Here is a 20,018-nt window from a genome sequence, read left to right as displayed (position 1 = left end):
CGCCTAGCTGCCCGGCGCCTCGTCCGGAATCCGGTCCGCGTCCCGCATCCACACCACCGATTCCGAATCGCTCGGCGCCCGCCAATCGCCACGCGGCGACAGCGACCCGCCCGAACCCACCTTCGGCGCATTCGGCACGCACGTCCGCTTGAACTGGCTCAGCCGGAAGAACCGATCCAGGAAAATCTTCAGGTTGCGCTTGATCGCCGCCAGGTCGTACTGGTTGCGCGCCACATGGCCGCCGTCCGGCCAGGCCCCCGCATCCCGGTCGCGCCAGGCCGCCAGGGCCAGGAAAGCCACCTTCGTCGGCGAGAAACCGTAGCGCAGCGTGTAGTACAGATTGAAATCCTGCAGCTCGTACGGCCCGATCGTGTCCTCGCTCTTTTGCCCCGGCTTGCCGTCGGACCCGCCCGGCACCAGCTCGGGGCTCACATCCGTGCCCAGCACGTCCAGCAGCACCGCCGCGCCTTCCGGCCCCAGGCGGCCCGACTCGGCCACCCAGCGCACCAGGTGCGTGATCAGCGTCTTGGGCACGCTGGCGTTCACGCTGTAGTGCGACATATGGTCACCCACCCCATACGTGCACCAGCCCAGCGCCAGTTCGCTCAGGTCGCCCGTGCCGATCACGATCGCGTTCTTGAAATTGGCGATACGGAACAAGTGGTTGGTGCGCTCGCCCGCCTGCACATTCTCAAACGTGATGTCGTACACCGGCTGGCCGTCGGCATAAGGATGCCCCAGGTCTTTCAGCATTTGCAGGCAACTGGGGCGGATATCGATCTCGGACGCCGTGCAACCCACCACCGCCATCAGCTGGCGCGCCTGCTGCAGCGTGCGCGTGCTGGTCGCGAAACCCGGCATCGTGATCGCCAGGATATTCGAGCGCGGCAGCCCCAGCGTATCCATCGCCTGCGCGCACACCAGCAGCGCGTGGGTCGAATCCAGTCCGCCCGAAATGCCGATCACCACCTTGGACATGCCGCTGGCCGACAGACGCTGCGCCAGCGCCTGCACCTGGATGCTGTAGACCTCTTTGCAGCGCGCGTCGCGGCGCTGCGCATCGGCCGGCACATAGGGAAAGCGCGCCACGCGGCGCTCGAGCGGCAGCTCGGCATCTTCGAGCGGCGGATTCACCGGCACGAGCACGCTGCGGAACTTGCGCACTTCGTCCTGGTGGCGCCGCACCGACTGGCCGAACGTCGTCTGGCGCATGCGCTCGCGCGACAGGCGTTCCAGGTCGACGTCCGAGAACAGCAGATGCGATTCGGCCAGGAAACGGTCGGACTCGCCCAGCAGTTCGCCGTTTTCGTAGATCAACGCCTGGCCGTCCCAGGCCAGGTCGGTCGACGATTCGCCGCGCCCGGCCGACGTGTACATATAGGCCGACAGGCAACGCGCCGACTGCTGCGCCACCAGTTGGTGGCGATATTCGGACTTGCCCACCACGATGTTCGAGGCCGACAGGTTCACCAGCACCGTCGCACCCGCCAGCGCCGCGAACGACGACGGCGGGATCGGCACCCACACGTCTTCGCAGATCTCGACGTGGAACTGGAACAGCGGCAGCTTTTCCATCTGGAACAGCAGTTCGGCGCCGAACGGCACCGTCTGGCCCAGCAGGGAGATTTCAGCCTGCGCGGCGCAATCGGCCGCGCTGAACTGGCGCGCTTCGTAGAATTCGCCGTAGTTCGGCAGATAGGTCTTGGGCACCACGCCCAGGATGCGGCCGCCGGCCACCACCACGGCGCAATTGAACAGCTGGTGTGCCACCCGCAGCGGCGCCCCGACGATCAGGGCGATATCCAGTTCGGCCGTGGCCTGCACCACCTGGTCCAGCGCCGCCTCGCAGGCGTCTAGCAGGGCCTTCTGGTGGAACAGGTCGTCGCAGGTGTAGGCCGACAGGCCCAGCTCGGGGAACGCGGCCAGCACGGCGCCGCCCTGGGCGGCCTGCTGCGCCAGCGCAATGGTCTGCGCGGCATTGAAGGCCGGGTCTGCGACCCGGCACTCGGGCACGCCCACCGCCACGCGGGCGAAACCGTGGGAATACAGGTTGAAGAACGGGTTCGACATCGGGTTTCTATCGCCTAGGAATCCAAGCGCCGATTATCTCACGGCGTCATCCGGCGAACCGGGGCATTCCCCTATGAGCGGCAGGGTGCGGCAAGCGCGTGCCGGCGGGTCGCCCCCCACGCGCCAGCCACCCGCAGGCCGCCTAGGCGGCCGGTGGCGCCAGACGGTCGGGCCCCTGGCGCCCCCCTTCCGCCGCCAGCGCGGCCTGGATGGCGCCGTCGCGCAGGTAGCTGCCCATGGCGCCGATGTCGGCCCCGGACGGCTGCTGGTACAGGCGCAGGCCCAGCTCCGGCAGGATCGCCAGGAGGTGGTCGAAAATGTCGCCCTGGATGCGCTCGTACTCGACCCAGGCCGTGACCGCCGTGAAGCAATAGACCTCGACCGGGATGCCGTCGGCGGTGGGTTCCATCATGCGCACCATCATGGCCATGTCCTGGCGCACTTCGGTGTTCTGCTTCAGGAACGCCAGGCCATAAGCGCGAAACGTGCCGATATTGGTCAGGCGGCGGCGGTTGGCCGGCACGCTGGCCAGTTCGCCCATGGTCTGGTTGGCCTGGGCGATGTCGTGCGTCTTGACCCGCAGGTAGTCGTGCAGCAGGCGAAAGCGCATCAGCCGCTGGGCTTCTTCGTCGGTCAGAAAGCGCACGCTGCTGGCGTCGATGCGCAGCGTGCGCTTGATGCGCCGGCCGCCCGACTCGAACATGTGGCGGTAATTTCGATAGCTTTCGGAAAACAGCTTGTAGGTCGGCACCGTGGTGACGGTGTTGTCCCAGTTCTGCACCTTGACCGTGTGCAGGGCGATATCCTTGACGAAGCCGTCGGCGTTGGACTGCGGCATCTCGATCCAGTCGCCGATGCGCAGCATGTCGTTGCTGGTCAACTGGGTGCTGGCCACCAGCGACAGCAGCGTGTCCTTGAACACCAGCAGCAGCACCGCCGACAACGCGCCCAGGCCCGAAATCATCCACAGCGGCGACCGGTCGATCAAGATCGAAAGCACCAAAACGGTGCATACGGCCATCAGGATCAGCTTGCTGATCTGGATGTAGCCCTTGATGGAGCGGGTCTGCGCGCGCGTGGTGGCTGAATAGGTGTCCTGCCAGGCGCTCAGCACCCCTGAAAACGCCACGAACACGCAGATCCAGGCCCCGGCATGCGCCAGCCGGCCCACCAGCGCGGCCGCCTTTTCCACGTGCGGCACCAGCTCGATGCCGATCGACACCACCGCGAAGGGCACGGCGTACCACAGGTTCTGGTAGGCGCGGCGGCGCTGCAGCGCCTTGTCCCAGTCTTCGTGGCCGCTCACCACCAGCAGCCGGTGGGCCAGCAACAGCACCACCCGCGCGACCACCCACTGGACGAACAACGCCGTCAGGATCAGCACGCCGATGCCGACCAGCGTCTGGGCCCAGGGCTGGTGCGGCATGTAGGTATCAAGTTCGGTGGCCAGTTCTTCCCATTCCATGGGCATAGCTCGAGTGCTCTCTAATGATTCGGACAAGGGATTCGGACAAGGCGGCGCGGTGCGAACCGGCCAAATCGCTGCCGCCAGGATACGCCCCGGCGGCCCGCGGATGCGACCCTGAATTATCCGACAAGTCACGGCGGGGCAAAGTTTCCAGGCGCTACCAGGACGCCGGGCTGCGGCGCCCCCGTGCCCTACGGTCACTACGGACCCGGTAAGTCCGGATTCGTCAGCCCCCCATGGCAGGCCCTATAATTCGGGCCATCATGGCAAACACTCCCTCCCCCGATCAAAACCAGTTCGCCAACAAGGCGCAGGCCTGGTCCGCCCGGTTCTCGGAACCGGTTTCCGAACTCGTCAAACGCTATACGGCGTCCGTGGATTTCGACAAGCGCCTGGCGCGCGTCGACATTCAAGGTTCGCTCGCGCACGCAGACATGCTGGCCGCCCAGGGCATCATCGGCGCCCAGGATCTGGCTGACATCCAGCGCGGCATGACCCAGATCCTGTCCGAAATCGACGCCGGCAGCTTCCAGTGGCTGCTCGACCTGGAAGACGTCCACCTCAACATCGAAAAGCGTCTGGTCGAGCTGGTCGGCGACGCGGGCAAGCGCCTGCACACCGGCCGTTCGCGCAACGACCAGGTCGCCACCGACATCCGCCTGTGGCTGCGCGGCGAAATCGACACCCTGATCGACCTGCTGCGCCAGTTGCGCCACGCGCTGGCCTCGGTCGCGCTGGACAACGCCAGCACCATCATGCCCGGCTTCACCCACCTGCAAGTGGCCCAGCCCGTCACGTTCGGCCACCACCTGCTGGCCTACGCCGAAATGTTCGGCCGCGACGCCGAACGCCTGGCCGACTGCCGCCGCCGCGTCAACCGCCTGCCGCTGGGCGCCGCCGCCCTGGCCGGCACGTCGTTCCCGATCGACCGCGAACGCGTCGCAAAGACCCTGGGCTTTGACGGCGTCTGCCGCAACTCGCTCGACGCCGTCTCCGACCGCGACTTCGCCATCGAATTCTGCGCCGCTGGCGCACTGATCATGACGCACGTCTCGCGCCTGTCCGAAGAGCTGGTGCTCTGGATGAGCCCGCGCGTGGGCTTCATCGATCTGGCCGACCGCTTCTGCACCGGCAGCTCGATCATGCCGCAAAAGAAAAACCCCGACGTGCCCGAACTGGCCCGCGGCAAGACCGGCCGCGTCAACGGCAATCTGGTCGCCCTCTTGACCCTGATGAAAGGCCAGCCGCTGGCCTACAACAAGGACAACCAGGAAGACAAGGAAGGCCTGTTCGACACGGTCGACACCGTGCGCGACACGCTGACCATCTTCGCGGACATGGCCGCCGGCATCAAGGTCAAGGCCGACAACATGCGCGCCGCTGCCCTGCAAGGCTTCGCCACTGCCACCGACCTGGCCGACTACCTGGTCAAGCGCGGCGTGCCCTTCCGCGACGCCCACGAAGTCGTGGCCCACGCCGTGCGCGACTGCGAACAACGCGGCTGCGACCTGGCCGACCTGTCGCTGGCCGAACTCAAGGCCTACCACGCCCAGATCGGCGACGACGTCCACCAGGTCCTGACCCTGGAAGGCTCCGTCGCGGCCCGCAAGCACGTCGGCGGCACCGCCCCCGACCGCGTCGCCGAAGAAGCCCGCCGCGTGTTGCAAGAAACGGCAGCCTGACACGCCAATCGGCTCTGCACGCAAAAACGGCTCCGGATTCTTTCCGGAGCCGTTTTTCTTTGGTCAATGAATGCCTAAGCCGGGTTAACAAATGACCGAGATGACCGAGGAAAAGCACGCCTGCCCGACGCTCGCCGCAAGCCCCGCCAGGTTCGCTATCATGTTCGCTTTCCGGCTCCACTCCCGCCTTATGCCCTCCTTGCGCGCGCCTGCCGTCACGCCGTTCGCCCTGCCCCGTTTTCGTCTGGCCCTGCTGGCCAGTGCCTGCCTGATGGCGCTGGCCGCCGGCCCGCTGGCCCAGGCGCAGACGGCCCGCAAGCCGTCGCCGTATGAGAATTCCCGGCCCTTGCGGCCCGATGAGATCGAGGCGCGCAAGGCCGAGGATGCTCGCCGCGGCGGGCCGGCGTTTCTGGCCAAGGTGCAAAGCCAGGCGGAATTCCAGCAACTGGCCCGCGTGTACAACGCCGGCACGCCGCTGGAGATTCCCCACCTGCTGTTCGTGATCGACCGCCAGCGCGGCAACCGCATCTATTACCTGGACACGCCGCGCTACGGCCTGCATGAGACCTTTGCGCGCGAACGCAGCCTCTTGCCCGGCAAGGACAAGGCCGCGCTGACCGCGCAATACAAAGACCCGAACCGGCGCCTGCTGTTCGGCACCCTCAGCTGGCAGCGCGACCTGCCGGGCTACACCTATGAATTCTGGGAAGGCGACCGCCTGACGCCCGATCTGCTGAAAGTGGCGGACGAGGCGGTCAGCAAAAGCTTCTATGCCCCGGTGAAGTTCAAAAGCAATTCCACCTTGCAGGAACAGGCCGCCAAGACCACGGGGCTGGCGTTCGTGACGCAGGAAGCCCTGCTGCGCGAACAGCCCTTCCTGCCGCTGAACCCGGGCCGCGCCCAGGGCCGGTTGCGCATCGTCGCGTCGGTGGACAACACCCCCGACCTGGCGCGCGACGACATCGTGGTGCTGGACGAGGTGCCGATCTGGTTGCCACCCGTGGCCGGGCTGATCACGCAGCGGCCGTCCACGCTGCTGTCGCACGTCAACCTGCTGGCCAAGGGTTGGGGCGTGCCCAACGCCTATGTGCGCGATGCGGCCACGGCCTTGCGCCAGTACGACGGGCAATGGGTGACGCTGACCGTCACCGGCAACGACTACCAGGTGCAGCCCGCCGAACGCCCCGCCACGGCCGGCCCCGGCAGCCAGCCGCGCAAGCCGCAGGCCGTGCTGCCCAAGCCCGACCTGACGGTGCAGGCCGAAAAGCCGCTGGACGCCCTGGCGGTGCGCGACAGCCGCCACTGCGGCGTCAAGGCCGCGAACCTGGGTGCGCTGAAATCCGCCCTGCCCCCGGCCGCCAGCGTGCCGGACGGCTTCTGCATTCCGTTCTCGCAGTACGCGGCATTCATGAAGCAGCTGGGCATCGCCCAGCGGGTGGCGGCGCTGGAACAGCGCGACGATTTCAAGGCCGACGCCACGGTGCGCCGGCAGGAACTGGCCAAGCTGCGCCAGGACATTCAGGCCGCCCGCCCCGACCCGGCGCTGGCCGCCGCCTGGCAGGCGCGCTGGCAACAGCAATTGAAAGGCCGCGGCGTGTTCGTGCGCAGCTCGTCCAATTCCGAAGACCTGCCGGGCTTCAGCGGCGCCGGGCTGTACACCACCGTGCCCAACGTGGTGCAGGCCGATGCATTCGTGCAGGCCGTGCTGACGGTGTGGGCCTCGGTCTACAACTTCGAGGCCTACGAGGCGCGCCGCGCCGCGGGCATCGGCCAGGACGCGGTGGTGATGGCCGTGCTGGTGCAGTTGGCCGCGCCGTCCGACAGCTCCGGCGTGATGATCACGCGCGACCCGTTCGACGCCAGCCGGCGCTACGTGACCTACATCTCGGCCAAGCGCGGCCTGGGCATCAAGGTGGTCGAAGGCAAGCGCCAGGCCGAACAGGTGATGTATTCCAGCTGGTCCAAGGCGGTGCAGGTGCTGACCCGCTCGGCCGAAGACACGCAACTGGTGGCGGACGCCGCCGGCGGCGTGCGCGAAGTGGCGCTGACGGACAACCGCCAGGTGCTGAACGACGCGCTGGTGGCGCGGCTGGCCGCCGTAGGCAGGCAGATCAAGCAGCGGCTGGGCGGCGTGGACCAGGACATCGAATGGGCCGTGGTGGGCGACAAGATCGTGATCCTGCAGTCGCGACCCTACATCGACGGCCGCCGTTGAGCAGCGCCGACGCGCCGCCCAAGACGTGACGCCTGCAGCATCGTCATTGCCCATGAAAAAGCCGCGGCGCGATGTTCTCACGCCGCGGCCGGTCACGCCGAGCCAGTCCGTTCAGGCCAGGCCCGCTAGATGTGCAACGCGTGCCCCAGCGCCTTGAGCGCCGCTTCCTGCACCGCTTCGCCCAGCGTCGGATGCGCATGGATGGTGCCCGCCACATCTTCCAGCGTGGCGCCCATTTCCAGCGACTGGCCAAAGGCCGTGGACAGCTCGGACACGCCACGCCCCACCGCCTGCCAGCCCACGATCAGGTGGTTGTCGCGACGCGCCACCACCCGCACGAAGCCGTCGGTGGATTCCAGCGTCATGGCGCGGCCATTGGCGGCGAACGGGAACGAGGCCGCCAGGCAGTCCAGCCCCGCGGCTTCGGCGTCGGCGGGCGACAGGCCCGCCACCACCACCTCGGGGTCGGTGAAGCACACGGCCGGGATGGCGGCCGGCTGGAAGTGGCGGCGCTTGCCGGACACCAATTCCGCCACCATCTCGCCCTGGGCCATGGCCCGGTGCGCCAGCATGGGTTCACCGGCAATGTCGCCGATGGCCCAGACGTCGCGCATGGACGTGCGGCATTGATCGTCGATGCGCAGCGCGTTGCCCTTGCGGTCCAGTTGCAGGTTTTCCAGGCCCCAGCCCTGCGTGCGCGGGCGTCGGCCGACGGCGATCAGCACACGATCGGCCGGCAGCTGGGCCTCGGTGCCGCTGGCGTCCTGCACCCGCACCGCGTTGCCGGCGCCGTTCAGCCCCAGCACCTTGCGGCCCAGGTGCAGTTCGACGCCCAGCTTGGCCAGCGCGGCCGCCACGGGCTTGGTCAGTTCGGCGTCGTAGGTCGGCAGGATGCGGTCCTGCGCCTCGACCACGGCCACCTCGGCTCCCAGCTTGCGGTACACCGTGCCCAGTTCCAGGCCGATGTAGCCGCCGCCCACCACCACCAGTTTCTTGGGGATGTCGGCCGGCGACAGCGCTTCGGTGGACGACACCACGATGCCGCCGAACGGCACCGACGGCAGCGGCGTCGGCTCGGACCCGGCCGCCAGCAGCAGGTGTTCGCACTGGATGCGCACGCGCCCCTGGTCGGCGGTATCGACCTCGACCGTCTTGCCGTCCAGGAGGCTGGCCCAGCCGTGCACCACCTGCACGCCGTTCTTCTTGAGCAGCGCGCCCACGCCGCCGGTCAGCTTGCCGACGATGCCGTCTTTCCAGGCCACGGTGCGGCCGATGTCGATGGCCGGCTCCGACACCGAAATGCCCAGCGCCGACTGGCCGGCGTAGTGCCGCGCCTTGTCGAATTCCTCGGCCGCGTGGATCAGCGCCTTGGACGGAATGCAGCCGATGTTCAGGCAGGTACCGCCCAGGCGGTCGCCTTCGACCAGGATGGTGGGCACGCCCAACTGGCCGGCCCGGATCGCGGCCACATAGCCGCCGGGCCCGCCGCCGATCACCAGCAAGGTTGTCGTCTTGGTAGTCTGGCTCATGCTTACTCCACGAAAAGCAGCGCGGGTTGTTCCAGCAGCGCGCGCACGGCCTGGATGAACCGCGCGGCGTCCATGCCGTCGACCACGCGGTGGTCGAACGAGGACGACAGGTTCATCAGCTTGCGCGCCACCACGGCGCCTTGGCGGAAGGCGGGCCGCTCGACGATGCGGTTCACGCCCACGATGCCAACCTCGGGATGGTTGATGACCGGCGTGGTGACGATGCCGCCCAGCGGCCCCAGGCTGGTGATGGTGATGGTGGACCCGGACAGCTCGTCGCGGCCGGCGCTGCCGGACCGCACCGCCTGCGCCAGGCGCGTGATCTCGGCCGCCATGGCCCAGACGTCGCGCGCTTCGGCGTGGCGCATCACCGGCACCATCAGGCCGCCGTCGCTTTGCGTGGCGATGCCGATGTGCACGGCGCCGTAGCGCGTCACCTGGCCCGCTTCGTCGTCATAGCGCGCGTTGATCTGCGGAAAATCGCGCAGCGCGATCACCATGGCGCGCGCCAGCAGCGGCAGCAGCGTCAGCTTGCCGCGCGCCTCGCCGAACTTCTGGTTCAACTGCGCGCGCAGGTCTTCCAGCTCGGTGACGTCGATCTCTTCCACATAGCTGAAGTGCGGAATGCGGCGCTTGGATTCGGCCATCTTCTGCGCGATCTTCCTGCGCAGGCCGATGACCGGCACGAGTTCCTCGTCGTTGCGTTCCGCGTAGGCCGGACCGCTGCGCGCGCTGGCGGCGCCCTGCCCTTGCAGGTAGGCGTCCAGGTCTTCGTGCATGACGCGCCCGGCCGGGCCGCTGCCCGGCACGAAGCGCAGTTCGATGCCCAGGTCCCAGGCGCGCTTGCGCACGGCGGGCGAGGCCAGCGGCTTTTCACCGGGCTGGCGCACCGCGGCGGGCGCCTGGCGCGCGGCGCCCGAACGGCCCTGGCCTTGCGGCGCGGACGCTTGCGACGGGGTTGCTGCGGTGGATGCCGCCGGCACCGCCGATTGCAGCGACGCGGCGATCTGCCCCGCCACGCCGCCCGCGGGCGCCTTGTCCGCCTTGGCGGGCGCCGCCGCGGAAGCCGCAGCCGGCGCCACCGTGGACACGGCTGCCGCCTGGGGCTTTTGCGCCGCGTCGGCCTTGAGGTTGCCCTCGCCTTCGACTTCCAGGCGGATCAGTTCGCCGCCCACGGCCATCACCTGGCCCACGTCGCCGCCCAAGGCGACCACGCGGCCCACCACGGGCGACGGAATCTCGACCGTGGCCTTGTCGGTCATGACGTCGGCCAACGGCTGGTCTTCGGCGACCGTGTCGCCGACCTTGACGTGCCAACCGACCAGTTCGACCTCGGCAATGCCTTCGCCGATGTCAGGCATCTTGATGACATGAATCCCCATCTCACACCTCCATCGCGCGTTTGAACGCTTCGCCGACCCGGCGCGGGCCGGGGAAGTACGCCCATTCCTGCGCATGCGGGTAGGGAGTATCCCAACCGGTCACGCGCTCGACGGGCGCCTCCAGGTGATGGAAGCAGTGCTCTTGCACCAGCGAAATCAGTTCGGCGCCATAGCCGCAGGTGCGCGTGGCTTCGTGCACCACCACGCAGCGGCCGGTCTTCTTGACCGAATTGACGATGGTTTCCAGGTCCAGCGGCCACAGGCTGCGCAGGTCGATGACCTCGGCGTCGATGCCGGTTTCCTCGGCCGCGGTCAGCGACACGTGCACGGTGGTGCCGTAGGTCAGCACCGTCAGCGCGTTGCCGGGCCGCACGATGGCGGCCGTGTCCAGCGGCACCGTGTAGTAGCCGGTGGGCACCACGCTGCCGGGGCGCCCGGTCCAGGGCGTGACGGGGCGGTCATGGTGGCCGTCGAACGGGCCGTTGTACAGGCGCTTGGGTTCCAGGAAGATGACCGGATCGTCGTTTTCGATGGACGCGATGAGCAGGCCCTTGGCGTCGTACGGGTTGGACGGCATCACCGTGCGCAGGCCGCACACCTGGGTGAACATCGCCTCGGGACTCTGGCTATGCGTCTGGCCGCCGTAGATGCCGCCGCCGCAAGGCATGCGGATGGTCATGGGGGCAATGAATTCGCCCACCGAGCGGTAGCGCAGCCGCGCGGCCTCGGACACGATCTGGTCGGAAGCCGGGTAGAAATAGTCGGCGAACTGGATTTCGCAGACGGGCCGCAGGCCATAGGCGCCCATGCCCACCGCCACGCCGACGATGCCGCCTTCGGAAATGGGAGTGTCGAACACGCGCGAACTGCCGAACTTGGCCTGCAGGCCTTCGGTGCAGCGGAACACGCCGCCGAAATAGCCCACGTCCTGGCCGAACACCACCACGTTGTTGTCGCGCTCCAGCATGACATCCATGGCCGAGCGCAAAGCCTGGATCATGGTCATCGGCGCAGAGGCCGGACCCACGTTGTTATCGATAGCCATCACTCACACTCCGAGCTGCTGACGTTGCCGGCGCAGATGCTCCGGCATGTCCTTGTAGACGTCTTCAAAGATGCTGGCGGCGCTGGGGACGTGGCCGTCCACCAGGGTGCCGTAGCTTTCCGCTTCTTTCTGGGCCGCCTGGATCTCGGCATCGAGCTCGGCGCGCACGGCGTCGTGTTCGGCGTCGGACCAGATGCCCAGCAGGATCAGGTGCTTCTTGAAGCGCTCGATCGGGTCGCCCAGCGGGAAGTGGCTCCAGTCGTCGCCCGGACGGTACTTGGAGGGGTCATCGGAGGTAGAGTGCGGGCCCGCGCGGTAAGTCACCCATTCGATCAGGGTCGGGCCCAGGTTGCGGCGGGCGCGTTCGGCGGCCCAGCGCGAGGCGGCGTACACCGCCAGGAAATCGTTGCCATCCACCCGCAGCGAGGCAATGCCGCAGCCCACGCCGCGGCCGGCGAAGGTGGCGCCTTCGCCCCCGGCGATGGCCTGGAAGGTCGAGATGGCCCACTGGTTGTTGACCACGTTCAGGATCACCGGCGCGCGGTACACGTGCGCAAAGGTCAGCGCGGTGTGGAAGTCGGCTTCGGCGGTGGCGCCGTCGCCGATCCAGCCCGACGCGATGCGCGTGTCGCCCTTGATGGCCGAGGCCATGGCCCAGCCCACCGCCTGGATGAACTGCGTGGCCAGGTTGCCCGAAATCGTGAAAAAGCCGTTGGGCTTGTCGGAATACATCACCGGCAGCTGGCGGCCCTTGAGCGGGTCGCGCTCGTTGGACATCAGCTGGCACATCATGGTCACCAGCGACACGTCGCGCGACAGCAGGATGCTCTGCTGGCGGTAGGTCGGGAAACACATGTCGCCCTGCTCCAGCGCCAGCGCATGGGCCGAGCCGATGGCTTCCTCGCCCAGGCTCTGCATGTAGAAGGAGATCTTCTTCTTGCGCTGCGCGGTCAGCATGCGGCCGTCGAAGATGCGCGTCTTGAGCATGGCGCGCATGCCTGCGCGCAGCAGCTCGTTGCTGATCTCCGGGGCCCAGGGCCCGACGGCGCGGCCATCGTCGTCGATCACCCGCACCAGGCTGTACGCCAGGGGGCCGGTATCGATCGCGGCAACATCAATGGGGGGTTTGGGCACCTCGCCTGGCGGCGACAGGCGCAGGTAGGAAAAGTCTGTCTTGCAACCCGGACGCCCGGTAGGCTCGGGGACGTGCAACTTCAGCGGCCCATATTGGCTCATGTATTGTCTCCACGCTTGATCGTGTCATGCGTCTTCTTCTTGCCAAAGACACTGTTCAAGGGGGTGACCTCGAACATTGCCATCGTCGGCGCATGCAAAGGGATGATCATGCATGGCCGGGGGCCAGATTAGCACAGGGCACGAGGGCTTGCGATGGCCCGGCGGGAGAATGAAAAACCCGGCTCGTGGCCGGGTTTTTCACTTGATGGCGGACATGCGTCCCGCGTCAGACCGGACCGGTCCAGGTGGTGACGAATTCGCTGTACGCCGGGCGGTTGGCCGGCGGCACCGCGCACGCGGGCGTGCCGATGGCCAGGAAACCCAGGAAGCGGTAGTCCAGGGAATCCAGGCCCAGCGCATGCTGCACGTCTTCGACGTAGGTGCCGATACCGGTGCTCCAGAATGCGCCGTAGCCCAGCATGTGGGCGGCGTTCAGGATGTTCATGGTGGCGCAGCCGGTGGCCAGCAGTTGCTCGGCTTCGGGGATCTTGGTGTTGTCGTGCGCGATCTTCTGCGCCACGGCGATGAACAGCGGCACGCCCGCCATCCATTCGCGCACCGACTTTTCCTTTTCGGGCGTCATGCGCGGGTCGCCGCTGCGCTTGACCGCGTCCAGCGCCACGTCGGCCAGCTTGCCGATGGCCTCGCCCTGGATCACCACGAAACGCCACGGACGCAGCGCACCGTGGTCGGGGGCCGACATGGCGGCCTGCAGGATCTGTTCAAGTTCGTCGGGCTTGGGCGCCGGGGCGCGCAGGAATTTGACGGAACGGCGCGAGGTGATGGCGTGCAGCGGAGTGGCAGTGGTGGTCTGGGTCATGGATCTGGCGCAATGGGGCTGGAGCGGCAAGAACCGCAACAGCGTAAATAGGAAAGGTTCTCATATTACGCCACGACCGCGGCCGGGTGGGCTATCCCCCTGCCCCGGGCATGGCGACTCGGGCAGCCGGCGCGGCAAACGCCCGGCGGCCCGGCAGGATCATCCCAGGTGGGTATGACGTTCCTGGCGTTCTTCGACCTGCATTTCCGACAGGCCGTGCAGGATGCCGCAGTCGTCCGTATCCGGCCGCGCCGACAGGCAGCGCTGGCGCAGGTCGGTCAGCTGCGACTTCAGCTGGGTCAGTTCGGCGATGCGTTCATCCACATGGGAGATATGCTCGTCGAACAGCTCGTTAATGGGGCCGCACCCCGTCTGATGATTGTCGGCCAGCGACAGGATGGCGCGGATTTCGTCCTGCGTCATGTCCAGCGCGCGGCAGTTGCGGATCAGCCGCAGCCGCTCAAGGTGGGTCTGGCCGTAGCTGCGGTAGTTGTTCAGCCCCCGTTCCGGGGCGGGCAGCAGCCCTTCTTTCTCGTAATACCTGACGGTTTCGACCGTGGTGCCGGCCGCCGTGGCCAATTCGCCGATACGCATGACGCCTCCCGGAATGCATCCGATGGGTCGGGGCCGATTCACACGAAAAAGCCCCAGGGGGTTGACCCTATAGTAACTCCAAGGTGTGAAATGCGGCCAATCGCTTACGAAAAGGCAACGAGCATGTCCCTGGCACCCATCAAAATCTCTCGCGGCACCCCTCCTGCGCAGGCCGATGCCTGCTGCGGCGGCCACGGCGATACCCCGGCCCGGGCGCAGGATCATGACCCCAAGCATGACCACGGGCACGATCACGGCCATGACCATGGGCACGACCATGACCACGGGCACGACCACGGCCACAAGCACGACCACGCTGACGGCCACGCCCACGCCCACGATCACGCCCCCGCCGCCGCGGCCTGCTGCGGCCACGACCATGGCGCGGCCGACGTGCGCCTGTCCGCGGGCGGCGCAGCCGTGCTGCAAGCCGGCCCGGGCCAGGTGCTGGCGCGCCTGCGCATCGGCCAGATGGACTGCCCGACCGAGGAAACGCTGATCCGCAAGAAGCTGGACGGCATGAATGAAGTGCACGCGCTGGACTTCAACCTGATGCAGCGCATCCTGACCGTGGTGCACGCCGAAGGCGCGCTGGACCGCGTCGTGGCCGCCATCCACTCGCTGGGCATGACGCCCGAACCCCTGGCCGACGACGCCCCGCGCGCGCCGGCCCCCGCCGCCGCCCCGGTGAACTGGTGGGCCATCGGCGGCGCTGGCGTGCTGGCCGCCCTGTCCGAAGCCTCGCACTTTGCCGGCATGCATTGGGGCGCCACGGCGGCGCTGGCCCTGGCCGCCATCCTGGCCTGCGGCATCAGCACCTACCGCAAGGGCTGGATCGCCGTGCGCAACGGCAACCTGAACATCAACGCCCTGATGAGCATCGCCGTCACCGGCGCCGTGCTGATCGGCCAATGGCCCGAAGCCGCCATGGTGATGTTCCTGTTCAACGTGGCCGAACTGATCGAAGCGCGCTCGCTGGACCGGGCCCGCAACGCCATCCGCGGCCTGCTCGACCTGGCGCCCGAAACCGCCACCGTGCGCCAGGCCGACGGCAACTGGCGCGAGGTGCCGGCGGCGCAATTGCAGGTGGACGACGTGGTGCGGGTGCGCCCGGGCGAACGCATCGCCGCGGACGGCATCATCGTCAGCGGCCGCTCGGCGGTCGACCAATCGCCCATCACCGGTGAAAGCCTGCCGGTGGAAAAGGCCGAGAACGATCCCGTCTATGCCGCCACCGTCAACGCGGCCGGCTCGTTCGACTACCGCGTCACCGCGGCGGCGGGCAATACCACGCTGGCCCGCATCATCCACGCCGTCGAGCAGGCCCAGGGCGCCCGCGCCCCGACCCAGCGTTTCATCGACCGCTTCTCGCGCATCTACACCCCGGCCGTGGTCGGCGTGGCGCTGCTGGTGGCGGTGCTGCCGCCGCTGTTCTGGGGCCAGCCCTGGTTCGATGCGATCTACCGCGCGCTGGCGCTCTTGATCATCGCCTGCCCCTGCGCGCTGGTGATTTCCACGCCGGTCAGCATCGTCAGTGGCCTGACGGCGGCCTCGCGCCGCGGCATCCTCGTCAAGGGCGGCGTCTATCTGGAAGAAGGCCGCAACCTGAAGTGGCTGGCGCTGGACAAGACCGGCACGCTGACCCACGGCAAGCCCGTGCAGACCGACCTGCTGGATTGGGACGTGTCCGACCAGACCCGCCAGCCCGCCGCGCTGATCGCGGCCAGCCTGGCCGCCCGGTCGGACCACCCGGTGTCGCTGGCCGTGGCCAACGCCGCGCGCGAAGCCGGCAAGCCCCTGCTGGAAGTCGCCGACTTCACCGCCCTGCCCGGGCGCGGCGTCAGCGGCCGGGTGGACGGCGTGCCGTTCCAACTGGGCAACCGCCGCCTGATGCGCGAACTGGGCGTGGCCAGCCCGCAGCTGGAAACCCGGCTGGACGAACTGGAACGCCAGGGCAAGAGCGCCATCGCCCTGACCGACGGCGCCCGCGTGCTGGCGGTAGCGGCCGTGGCCGACACGGTCAAGCCCACCAGCGCCGCCGCCATTGCCGACCTGCATGCCCTGGGCGTGCGCACGCTGATGCTGACGGGCGACAACACGCCGACCGCGCAGGCGATTGCCCGCCAGGTGGGCATCGACGAAGCCCGCGGCGACCAACTGCCTGAAGACAAGCTGGCCGCCATCGAAAGCAAGCTGGCGCCTGCAGGCAAGGTCGGCATGGTGGGCGACGGCATCAACGACGCCCCCGCCCTCGCTCGCGCCGACATCGGCTTTGCCATGGGCGCGGCCGGCACCGGCACCGCCATCGAAACGGCCGACGTGGCCCTGATGGACGACGACCTGCGCAAGATCGGCACCTTCCTGCGGCTGTCGCGCGCCACCCACCGCGTGCTGATCCAGAACATCGTGCTGGCGCTGGGCATCAAGGTGGTGTTCCTGGCGTTGGCCATGACCGGCAACGCGACCCTGTGGATGGCGGTGTTCGCCGACGTGGGCGCCAGCCTGCTGGTGGTGGCCAACGGCCTGCGCCTGCTGCGCGCGGCACCGCAGGCGGCCTGATCCCGCGCAGCAAGGCCAGTGCAAAGCAAAACGCCCTGGAGGGAAACCTCCAGGGCGTTTTGCTTTGGGGCCGGCGGATTGGTCGATGCCTTGATCGACGAACAGGCGGGCGGCCTGGCAAACCCGTCAGCCCGTCTGCTCTTCCTGCGGCCAGTCGCGCAGCACCGGCGCATCGGGCGCGCCCGGCCCCACGTCGCGCAGGTGGTCGTGCTGCAACAGCGCCATGCGGTAGGCGTCGCGATACATGCCGTTGGAGAAGAACTCTTCCTTCAGCAGCCCTTCGATCTGGAAGCCGCAGCGCTCGTACACGTGCACGGCGGCGGTGTTGTCCTTGTCGACGACCAGGTAGACCTTGTGCAGGTTCAGCACGCGGAACGCGTAGCCCACCGCGATGCGGGTCGCCGCCTTGGCGTAGCCCCGGCCCTGGTAGCTGGGCGCGATGATGATCTGGAATTCGGCGCGGCGGTGGATGTAGTCGATTTCCACCAGCTCGACCAGGCCCGCGGGCTGGCCGGTATCGTGCTCGATGATGAAGCGCCGCTCGTTCTGGTCGTGCAAGTGGCGGTCATAAAGGGCGACCAGTTCGTCGTAGGCCTCGTAAGGCTCTTCGAACCAATAACGCATGATGACGTCGTTGTTGTTGATCTTGTGCACGAAGTGCAGGTCGCCGCGCTCCAGGGGGCGTATTTTGATATCGGATATGACCGACATAGAAACCTCCGAAAGTGGCTCCATTGTAGCTGACACTGCCCTGAAATGCCCGTCACACGGTTTTCTTGCAACAGAAGTGGCGTATTCATTGACCTACAGCAACAAAATGCCCGAAAAAGCGCGTGGATGCTGGTTTTGCTATTTTTCATACCCCGCCAACAGTAACGGAATGCACGCTACCTCGGACCGGCGGGTTGCGGATGCCCGCCGGCCCGCTGGCCGACGACATCCGCACTTGCCGCGCTACGGCGCCGCAAACGCGGGCAGGCGCTGCTCGATGCGCCTGACCACGTCATGGGCGGCCGACGACAACGGCCGCCCCAGCCGCAACAGCACCTGGCATTCCGGCGCGCTCAGGATCGGATGCGCAATCGGCAGCGCCACCAACTCGCCGCTGGCCAGCTCGTGGTGCACGCCCAGGTTGGGCATCAGCGTCACGCCGGCGCCACTGATGGCGTACTGCTTGAGCACACGCAGCGAATTGGTGGTCAGGCTGGGCGTCAGGTGGATGCGCTCGGTGAATTCCAGCAGGTCCACCGCCTGGCGCAGGCCATAGGGCGCCGACATCAGCGCGAACGGATACGGCAGGATGTCCGCGATGGTCAGCGGCGCGCGGCGCCGCGCCAGCGCATGCCCCCGCGCCGCCAACAGGCACACCGGGTGCTTGCGGCTGACCCGGCAGCGCAGCCGCGGGTCCACCGGCGGGTTGTAGGCCAGGCCGATATGCGCGGCATCGGTCGCCACCGCTTCAACCACCTCGTTCACCGACCCGACATTGACGCTGATGTTGATCTGCGGGTGCTCGATGCAGAACGGCCCCACCACGTGCTCCATCAGGCTGTCGATGAAGCCTTCGCTGATCATCAGGTGGACATTGCCGCGCCGCATGCCGCGCAGTTCCTGCAGCCGGGTGTTCAGGTGTTCCTGCTGGGCGCGGCAGCCGCGGTGGTATTCCAGCAGCATGTCGGCGGCTTCGGTAGGCGTCAGGCCACGCGAACGGCGCTCGAACAACGCCACGCCCAGCTCTTTTTCCAGCAGCTGGATCTGGCGGCTGATGACCGACGGCGCGGTGCCCAGCTTGTCGGCCGCCCCGCGGATCGACCCGCAGGCCACGACCTCGTTGAAGTACTTCAACCGCAGCTGGCTGATTTCCTGCATGGCGCTTCCCTGTCTGACGCGGCGTGACCGGCGCGGCGCGCGACCTCACGCGTGCCATCCCTGCCGCGCAACCGTCCCGTGCTGCGTCTTGTTTTAAGTGTTGCCTTGAAGGCAACGATAATTTATCACCCTGGTCATTGTTTCGAACACCCGGCTCTCGCAATATGGACGCCGCGCGGACCCGCCCCGGGACCGCCACCCCTATTTCAGCCGCCGCGGGCGCAGACCCGCGCGAGGAGACCCGACAATGCCCCATCAGGCCACGCCAGGCGCCGATCCGCGCCTGGCTCCCCTTTACCGCAAGATCACCTGGCGCCTGCTGCCGTTCCTGCTGCTCTGTTATGTGTTCGCCTACCTGGACCGCATCAACATCGGCTTTGCCAAGCTGCAGATGCAGCAGGACATCGGCATCTCGGATGCCGTCTACGGCCTGGGCGCCGGCATCTTCTTCCTGGGCTACGTCATGTTCGAGGTGCCCAGCAACCTGCTGCTGACGCGCATCGGCGCGCGCCGCACCATCAGCCGCATCATGGTGCTGTGGGGCCTGACGTCGGCCTCGATGCTGTTCGTGCAGGGCGAATGGAGCTTCTACGTCCTGCGCTTCATGCTGGGCGTGTTCGAAGCCGGCTTCGCGCCCGGCATGATCTTCTACCTGACCTACTGGTATTCGCAGTCGCGCATGGCCGGCGTGATGGCCGTGGTGATGCTGGCCGGCCCCATCGGCGGCATCGTCGGCGGCCCGGTGTCGGCCTGGATCATGACGGCGTTCTCCGGCGCGCACGGGCTGGACGGCTGGCAATGGATGTTCCTGCTCGAAGGCCTGCCCTGCGTGCTGCTGGGCGTCATCGCCTTTCGCTTCCTGGACGACAAGCCGGCCGATGCCCGCTGGCTCAGCGCCGACGAAAAGGCCCTCTTGGCCGCCGACCTGGAAAGCCGCGGCGCGCACAAGAAGCACGCCTTTGCCCAGGTGCTGCGCGACCCGGCCATCTACGGCATGGCGCTGACGTATTTCTGCCTAATCTGCGGCATCTACGCCGTGAGCTTCTGGCTGCCCACCCTGCTCAAGCTGGCGGGCGTGCAGGACACGATGGAGATCGGCCTGTATTCGGCGATTCCGTACATCGCCGCGGCCATCTTCATGCTGGCGTTCGCGCGCAGTTCGGACCGCCGCCGCGAGCGCCGCTGGCACACGCTGGTGCCCGCGCTGCTGGCCGGCATCGCCCTGTGCGTGGCCACCGCCGCGCCGACGCAATTCGCGCTATCCCTGACGGCCATCACGCTGGCCACGGGGTTCATGTGGGCGGCATACACGGTATTCTGGGCGATCCCGTCGCAGTACCTGCAAGGCGAGGCCGCGGCCGGCGGCATCGCGCTGATCAACAGCATCGGCCTGTTGGGCGGCTTTCTCAGCCCTTCCATCATCGGCTGGTCCAAAGCGGCCACCGGCACGCTGGCCGGCGGCCTGTATGTGATCTCGGCGTTGCTGGTGGCCGGGGCCTTGCTGCTGCTGGTGAACCGTCCTCCGAAATCCGCGCCCGCGCGCGCCTGA

General features: G+C 67.7%; 14 protein-coding genes. 4 read left to right on the top strand and 10 right to left on the bottom strand.

What is annotated here, in order from left to right; translation table 11 throughout:
* Nucleotides 1–3: 3 nt before the first annotated feature.
* Complete coding sequence (locus HV798_RS27705) at nucleotides 4–2,070, bottom strand: NAD(+) synthase (RefSeq protein ID WP_175193861.1); 2,067 nt, start codon at nucleotides 2,068–2,070, stop codon at nucleotides 4–6.
* Nucleotides 2,071–2,212: 142 nt separating this feature from the next.
* Nucleotides 2,213–3,541: a mechanosensitive ion channel family protein gene (locus tag HV798_RS27700; RefSeq protein WP_025138967.1), complete on the bottom strand. Its 1,329-nt coding sequence runs from the start codon at nucleotides 3,539–3,541 to the stop codon at nucleotides 2,213–2,215.
* Nucleotides 3,542–3,801: 260 nt separating this feature from the next.
* Between HV798_RS27700 and argH the strand changes: the two genes are divergently transcribed.
* Together argH and HV798_RS27690 are read left to right on the top strand one after the other, a co-directional pair.
* A complete protein-coding gene (argH, locus tag HV798_RS27695; protein ID WP_025138968.1) occupies nucleotides 3,802–5,220 on the top strand; it encodes an argininosuccinate lyase in 1,419 nt (472 codons plus the stop codon).
* Nucleotides 5,221–5,410: 190 nt separating this feature from the next.
* Nucleotides 5,411–7,435, top strand: coding sequence for a PEP/pyruvate-binding domain-containing protein (locus HV798_RS27690; RefSeq protein ID WP_175193862.1), 2,025 nt, complete (start codon nucleotides 5,411–5,413; stop codon nucleotides 7,433–7,435).
* Between the two features lie 125 nt (nucleotides 7,436–7,560).
* Here the strand turns inward: HV798_RS27690 and lpdA are convergent, their stop codons facing one another.
* The 6 genes from lpdA to cadR all read right to left on the bottom strand — a co-directional run bounded on the left by lpdA (nucleotide 7,561) and on the right by cadR (nucleotide 14,041).
* Nucleotides 7,561–8,964 (bottom strand): dihydrolipoyl dehydrogenase, encoded by a 1,404-nt coding sequence (lpdA, locus tag HV798_RS27685; protein ID WP_175193863.1) that lies wholly within the window; start codon nucleotides 8,962–8,964, stop codon nucleotides 7,561–7,563.
* A gap of 2 nt (nucleotides 8,965–8,966) precedes the next feature.
* Nucleotides 8,967–10,346, bottom strand: coding sequence for a dihydrolipoamide acetyltransferase family protein (locus HV798_RS27680; protein ID WP_175193864.1), 1,380 nt, complete (start codon nucleotides 10,344–10,346; stop codon nucleotides 8,967–8,969).
* A 1-nt stretch (nucleotide 10,347) separates the two neighbouring features.
* Complete coding sequence (locus tag HV798_RS27675) at nucleotides 10,348–11,391, bottom strand: alpha-ketoacid dehydrogenase subunit beta (protein ID WP_025138973.1); 1,044 nt, start codon at nucleotides 11,389–11,391, stop codon at nucleotides 10,348–10,350.
* A gap of 3 nt (nucleotides 11,392–11,394) precedes the next feature.
* Nucleotides 11,395–12,627: a 3-methyl-2-oxobutanoate dehydrogenase (2-methylpropanoyl-transferring) subunit alpha gene (locus HV798_RS27670; protein WP_175193865.1), complete on the bottom strand. Its 1,233-nt coding sequence runs from the start codon at nucleotides 12,625–12,627 to the stop codon at nucleotides 11,395–11,397.
* A gap of 226 nt (nucleotides 12,628–12,853) precedes the next feature.
* Nucleotides 12,854–13,447, bottom strand: coding sequence for a nitroreductase family protein (locus tag HV798_RS27665; RefSeq protein WP_175193866.1), 594 nt, complete (start codon nucleotides 13,445–13,447; stop codon nucleotides 12,854–12,856).
* A gap of 159 nt (nucleotides 13,448–13,606) precedes the next feature.
* Nucleotides 13,607–14,041 carry a Cd(II)/Pb(II)-responsive transcriptional regulator gene (gene cadR, locus HV798_RS27660; protein WP_025138976.1) on the bottom strand — a complete coding sequence of 145 codons (435 nt, stop codon included), beginning with the start codon at nucleotides 14,039–14,041 and terminating at the stop codon, nucleotides 13,607–13,609.
* Between the two features lie 123 nt (nucleotides 14,042–14,164).
* Between cadR and HV798_RS27655 the strand changes: the two genes are divergently transcribed.
* The gene (locus HV798_RS27655) at nucleotides 14,165–16,600 is read left to right on the top strand and encodes a heavy metal translocating P-type ATPase (RefSeq protein ID WP_246289240.1); all 2,436 of its coding nucleotides are present in this window, start codon (nucleotides 14,165–14,167) and stop codon (nucleotides 16,598–16,600) included.
* A gap of 126 nt (nucleotides 16,601–16,726) precedes the next feature.
* Here HV798_RS27655 and speG read toward each other — a convergent pair whose 3' ends face one another.
* On the bottom strand, nucleotides 16,727–17,311 hold the full coding sequence (gene speG, locus HV798_RS27650) for a spermidine N1-acetyltransferase (RefSeq protein ID WP_175193867.1): 585 nt from the start codon (nucleotides 17,309–17,311) through the stop codon (nucleotides 16,727–16,729).
* Between the two features lie 243 nt (nucleotides 17,312–17,554).
* A complete protein-coding gene (locus tag HV798_RS27645) occupies nucleotides 17,555–18,469 on the bottom strand; it encodes a LysR family transcriptional regulator (protein WP_175193868.1) in 915 nt (304 codons plus the stop codon).
* 247 nt (nucleotides 18,470–18,716) lie between these two features.
* Between HV798_RS27645 and HV798_RS27640 the strand changes: the two genes are divergently transcribed.
* A complete protein-coding gene (locus tag HV798_RS27640; protein ID WP_175193869.1) occupies nucleotides 18,717–20,018 on the top strand; it encodes an MFS transporter in 1,302 nt (433 codons plus the stop codon).

The organism is Achromobacter deleyi (genome assembly GCF_902859705.1).
Taxonomy (GTDB): domain Bacteria; phylum Pseudomonadota; class Gammaproteobacteria; order Burkholderiales; family Burkholderiaceae_B; genus Achromobacter; species Achromobacter deleyi.
The sequence above is the reverse complement of the archived record's forward strand: the minus strand, read 5'-3'. Positions and strand labels throughout refer to the sequence as shown.